Origin of the sequence: Vibrio sp. S234-5, assembly GCF_000960595.1 — a bacterium.
In the GTDB taxonomy this organism is placed as follows: domain Bacteria; phylum Pseudomonadota; class Gammaproteobacteria; order Enterobacterales; family Vibrionaceae; genus Vibrio.
In genome coordinates this window covers 1-4,863 of record NZ_JZAM01000155.1, presented here as the reverse complement: position 1 = coordinate 4,863, position 4,863 = coordinate 1, and the positions used below count along the sequence as shown (strand labels likewise).

Here is a 4,863-nt window from a genome sequence, read left to right as displayed (position 1 = left end):
GCCGCCCAAATCAGGTTAATCTCAGGTTTGGTCAATCTAAGGTGCTGAAATTTAAGCTAACAAACTGCTTAAGAGGGATTCGCAATGCGTGGCATTTTCAGCATGCGTTGGGTTTTGTGATTAAATCTGTGTGCGGTAGCTTTTGTAGTGCATTGCTCACCCCTTAGCAGGGCGTTATATGCTTTCAAAATCTGTGAGTAAAAGGGAGCTTAAAATGATTCTAAACCATGTCTCAGTTGGTGTTTCAAATGTGACATCTGCTGTCGCTTTTTACGATTCAGTTCTATCCGTATTATTCATAAGGCGTTCGCATTACATCGAAAATGTAGCGGCTGCCTACGGTGAGAATTTTGAGTTTTGGGTGGGTTGTCCATGTGAAGATGGAGCTTCTTCTGGTAACGGAACTCACATTGCTTTCAATGCACCAAGTAAAGAAGCTGTTGACCTGTTTTATGCTACTGCATTGGAGCTTGGTGGCTCGTGTGCAGGTAAGCCTGGATTACGTCCAGAGTACGGTGAGACTTACTATGCGGCATTTGTCCGCGATGTTGATGGAAACAAGGTTGAAGCAGTTTTTATGTAGTTTAAACAACGCATATAACAAAGCGTTAAAGCGGGACTTGGCACGCGTGGCATTTTCAATTTGCGTTGGGCTTAGTGATTAATTTGTTATGCAGTCACTTATGTATTGCGTGCCTGCGCCCCTTAACGCGGCGTTATGTTTAATTACGCAAAATCAGTTGGTTGCATCTTTTCTTTGCTCCCTCGGCTTGTTGGTTTTGTGTTTGTCGGCAAGTTGGCTTCGTTTGGCGCTGTTTTCCGGACATTTATTCTTTGGCGCTGGAAATTCAGAGTGTTGCCTCAGTCAATTTTCGAGTAAGCGCGAGGTAGGTGCGGCTGGCTCAATCAGTATTTTGACCACAAGTTTTTGGGCTTGAGTTGCCAAAATTCGAAGTCTGTTTTTCAAATCTATGAGTCATTTCAGTTTTTTAGGTCTTGGCTTTTGTTTGTGAGTCAATGCTGAGTTAATCTTGGTTTTGGTAAACGTAAGCCCTTGAAGCTTAAACATAACAAAGCGTTAAAGAGGGACTTGGCACGCGTGGCATTTTCAATTTGCGTTGGGTTTAGTGGTTAAGTTGTCATGCGGTCACTTCTGTATTGCGTGCCTGCGCCCCTTAACGCGGCGTTATGCTTAATCACCAAAAATCAGTGGTTTATGGTCTTCCTTTGTTCTCTTGGCTTGTGAGTTTTGTGTTTCTCGGCAAGTTGGCTTCAGTGGGCGCTGTTTTCCGGACAATTATTCTTTGGCGTTGGAAATTCAGAGAATTGCCTCAATCAATTTTCGGGTAAGCGCGAGGTTAGGGCGGTTGGCTCAATCAGAAATCCATTTATAGGCTGTCAAACTTCAAACCGGATTTGCCAAAATTCCAAGTTTGATTATCAAAACTATGATTCATTTCGGTTTTCTGGTCTTTGTCTTTTGTTTGCGAATCAAAGCTGAGTTAATTTTGGCTCTGGTATGACGTAAGTCATTGAAGCTTAAGCATAACAAAGCGTTCAAGAGGGACTTGGCACGCGTGGCATTTTTGGTTTGCAGTTTTTTTAGTGGTTAAGGTGTTATGCAGCAACTTTTGTATTGCGTGCCTGCGCCCCTTAACGCGGCGTTATGTTCCTTTGGAGAAAATTTTTGAAACAAGATAATGATTTGATGGAGTGGCCTAAAGTTTTACTCGATCATAAGAAATTACAGTGGATCTATGATCGAGATAAAGCAGCGTTATTATCTGTAGTGATTTTATATTACTCATATTTTTACGCATCGCTACTTGAGTTACCTTCTATCTTCTCTAGTTCAGGTTCGATAGTTTCAGCTATAGGTCTGTTATTAACTCTAAAGCACAACTTCTTAAGTAGCGTAAAAAATCCTGAAGAAGCAGTTGCTAAACATAACCAGTATAGTCGTACGGGCTCTAGGCATATGATGGAAATCCCTAGAGTGGTAAATCCTACGATAATTGCGTTAAAGGATGAATATGTGGGAATCCTGTTGGTACTACTTGGAGGTATTACTAATGGATACGGTGGCTTTTTGCCACTACTTGGCAGCGGAACATAACAAACAATTTAAGAGGGATTCCCAACGCTTGGCATTTTTGCTTCTACTTCAAATATAGTGTTTATGGCACAATGCTTTAGGTTTGGGTGGTAGCGTTGCTCACCCCTTAATTGGGCGTTATGCAACTCAGGTAAATTTAGGGGCTCAATCTTTTGGGATTTCTCCGGCCATTCGTTTTGTGCTGTCGGCAAATGAGCACTTTTACCCTCAAATTCGTAGTTCACTTAAGCCGTAAAACAGGTAAGGTTCTTTGTTTGCCTCAATCAATTTTAGCGTTGGCGCGTTGTAAATTCAGTGGGCGCAAAGTGTGGAAAGGGCAAGTTTATCGAGCGTTTTGTACTTGCTGAAAGTCTTGCTCGGTGAGTTTGTCTAATTCAAAAGCTTGGTTTGTCGCTGAACGGTGGACTTTGCTTTGGCGGCTTATTTATCACGGCTCCTACTTGGGTTGATTCTTGAATCACTCAACCATTGCAATCGTGGCTTTTGATCGAGTAAAGTTAGTTTATCTCATTGAATTTGCATAACAAACGGCTCAAGAGGGATTGCCAACGCGTGGCGACTTTAGTGCAAAATTGCAGTTCAGTGTTTACAGTGTGTTTTTTAAGTTCGGCGGTGCGTTGTCAACCCCTTAGCCGGGCGTTATATAGCTTTCGAGCAGTGTTTTAGTGTATGGTTTTATAAGTCTGATTTGTATTTGGTTTATTGTGAAGCCGGTATTTCCTTCGTTGGTAAATCTCTGAAATCAGCAAATTTAGCACCACCTAAAATGTAATTCGCAGCTCACCAACTTGTGTAATATCAAGTGCGGTAGCGTGCTTGGTTTTCAAAACCTCGTTAGTAAATTGTATTTTAAAAATGGGTTTAGCTTCGTTCGTCAACTAGCTTTGTCGAGTGTGAAATTAAACCTGAAAAGGGCTGTTTTATCGTAATGTGTTTTCCAATGCATTGTGCATCAAATGGCTATATAACAAGGCGTTTAAACGGAACAAAAACAGTGGGTTACGTTTCGCTTCGCTACACATTTTAACCCACTATTTTTGTCCGCTTAACGCGGCGTTATATGCTTTCAAAATCTGTGAGCAAAAGGGAGTTTAAAATGATTCTAAATCATGTCTCAGTTGGTGTTTCAAATGTGCCATCTGCGGTGGTTTTTTACGACTCAGTTCTATCTGCTTTGTCCATAAAACGGGCTCATTACATCGAGAATGTCGCGGCTGCCTACGGCGAAAATTTTGAGTTTTGGGTAGGTTGCCCATGTGAAAATGCAGCCTCTTCGGGTAATGGAACTCACATTGCTTTCAACGCGCCAAACAAAGAAGCTGTTGACCAGTTTTATGCTAATGCATTAGAGCTTGGTGGTGAGTGTGCCGGTAAGCCTGGTTTGCGTCCAGAGTACGGTGAGACTTACTATGCAGCGTTTGTCCGCGATGTTGACGGTAACAAAATTGAAGCAGTCTTTATGTAGCCGAAGCTACGCATATAACAAGGCGTTCAAGAGGGATTCATGCCGCGTGGCATTTTTAGTATGCGGTGATTTTTGGTGGTGAAAGTGGTTTGCAGAAAGCCGGTTTAAGCGGCATTCACCCCTTAACGCAGCGTTATGTGCTTAGGAGAGATAGTATGAAGTTCATACGGGAATATTTGGTGTCCAGAAAGCTCAAAAAATTAGCTGTTGTGGCTTCTAAGCCAGTGAATTTTTCTGAGGAACTGTCAGATTCAAAATCTTCTAAAGCAATGGCTCTTGAAGAGTATTTTTTGACGGCTATTGAGCGAGATGACATCCATGATCTTACGCTCGAATTTGGGCTAAATTTAGAATCGTTTCAATTGATATATCAAGATTTATTGCTGCTTGGGTTAGGGCAATGGATTAATGGTTCATATGCGGCACTGGCAACATTGAGTAACAGCGAAACGTTAGGTTTTTATTTAGTGGCAAGTCAGTCAAAAGTTGAGAAGTCCAAGATTGCTGATATTTTGTTAGATTATTGGTCAGGGGACATAGAAAAAGGGTCTTTAGAACATTTAGTACGCACATAACAAACGCTTCAAGACGGATTCGCAACGCGTGGCATTTGTGGTTTGCGGTAAATTTAGTGATTTAGGTGGTGTGCAGAAACATCGCATTGCGTTGCTCACCACTTAAGCGGGCGTTATGTTTAATCACCAAAAATCAGTGGATTATGGTTTTTCTTTGTTCCCTCGGCTGATTGGTTTTGTGTTTGTCGGCAAGTTATCTTCAGTGGGCGCGGTTTTTCGGACACTTGTTCTTTGGCGCTGGAAATTCAGAGAATTGCCTCATTCAATTTTCGGGCAAGCGCGAGGTTAGGGCGGCTGGCTCAATCAGCATTTTGAATACAGGTTTTTGTGCTTGAATTGCCGAAATTCGAAGTCTGTTTTTCAAATCTATGAGTCATTTCAGTTTTTTAGGTTTTGGCTTTTGTTTGTGAATCAACGCTGAGTTAATCTTGGTTTTGGTAAAACGTAAGCCCTTGAAGCTTAAACATAACAAAGCGTTAAAGAGGGATTCGTGCCGCGTGGCATTTTTGGTATGCGGTGATTTTGGTGGTGAAAGTGGTCTGCGGAAAGTTGGTTTATTCGGCACTCACCCCTTAACGCAGCGTTATGCTTAATCACGCAAAATCAGTGAGTTATGGTTCTTCTTTGTTCCTTTGGCTTTTCAGTTTTGTGTTTGTCGGCAAGTTGGCTCCATTGGGCGCTGTTTTCCGGACACTTGTTCTTTAGCG

General features: G+C 42.0%; 5 protein-coding genes and 1 pseudogene. All 6 read left to right on the top strand.

Annotation, left to right across the window (positions count from 1 at the left end; all coding sequences use genetic code 11):
* The first annotated feature begins 214 nt into the window (after positions 1 to 214).
* The 6 genes and pseudogenes from UF06_RS06565 to UF06_RS28300 all read left to right on the top strand — a co-directional run bounded on the left by UF06_RS06565 (position 215) and on the right by UF06_RS28300 (position 4,749).
* On the top strand, positions 215 to 583 hold the full coding sequence (locus UF06_RS06565; protein WP_045569730.1) for a VOC family protein: 369 nt from the start codon (positions 215 to 217) through the stop codon (positions 581 to 583).
* A 1,104-nt stretch (positions 584 to 1,687) separates the two neighbouring features.
* Positions 1,688 to 2,116 carry a hypothetical protein gene (locus tag UF06_RS06560; protein WP_242401996.1) on the top strand — a complete coding sequence of 143 codons (429 nt, stop codon included), beginning with the start codon at positions 1,688 to 1,690 and terminating at the stop codon, positions 2,114 to 2,116.
* A gap of 1,096 nt (positions 2,117 to 3,212) precedes the next feature.
* Complete coding sequence (locus tag UF06_RS06555) at positions 3,213 to 3,581, top strand: VOC family protein (protein ID WP_045569728.1); 369 nt, start codon at positions 3,213 to 3,215, stop codon at positions 3,579 to 3,581.
* A 14-nt stretch (positions 3,582 to 3,595) separates the two neighbouring features.
* Positions 3,596 to 3,718 (top strand): annotated as a pseudogene (locus UF06_RS27565) (DUF3265 domain-containing protein); the annotation flags it as partial.
* An 18-nt stretch (positions 3,719 to 3,736) separates the two neighbouring features.
* Entirely contained in the window at positions 3,737 to 4,156 is a 420-nt protein-coding gene (locus UF06_RS26770; protein ID WP_045569727.1) for a hypothetical protein, read from the top strand.
* A gap of 428 nt (positions 4,157 to 4,584) precedes the next feature.
* The gene (locus tag UF06_RS28300) at positions 4,585 to 4,749 is read left to right on the top strand and encodes a DUF3265 domain-containing protein (RefSeq protein ID WP_082069605.1); all 165 of its coding nucleotides are present in this window, start codon (positions 4,585 to 4,587) and stop codon (positions 4,747 to 4,749) included.
* The last annotated feature ends 114 nt before the right edge of the window (positions 4,750 to 4,863 follow it).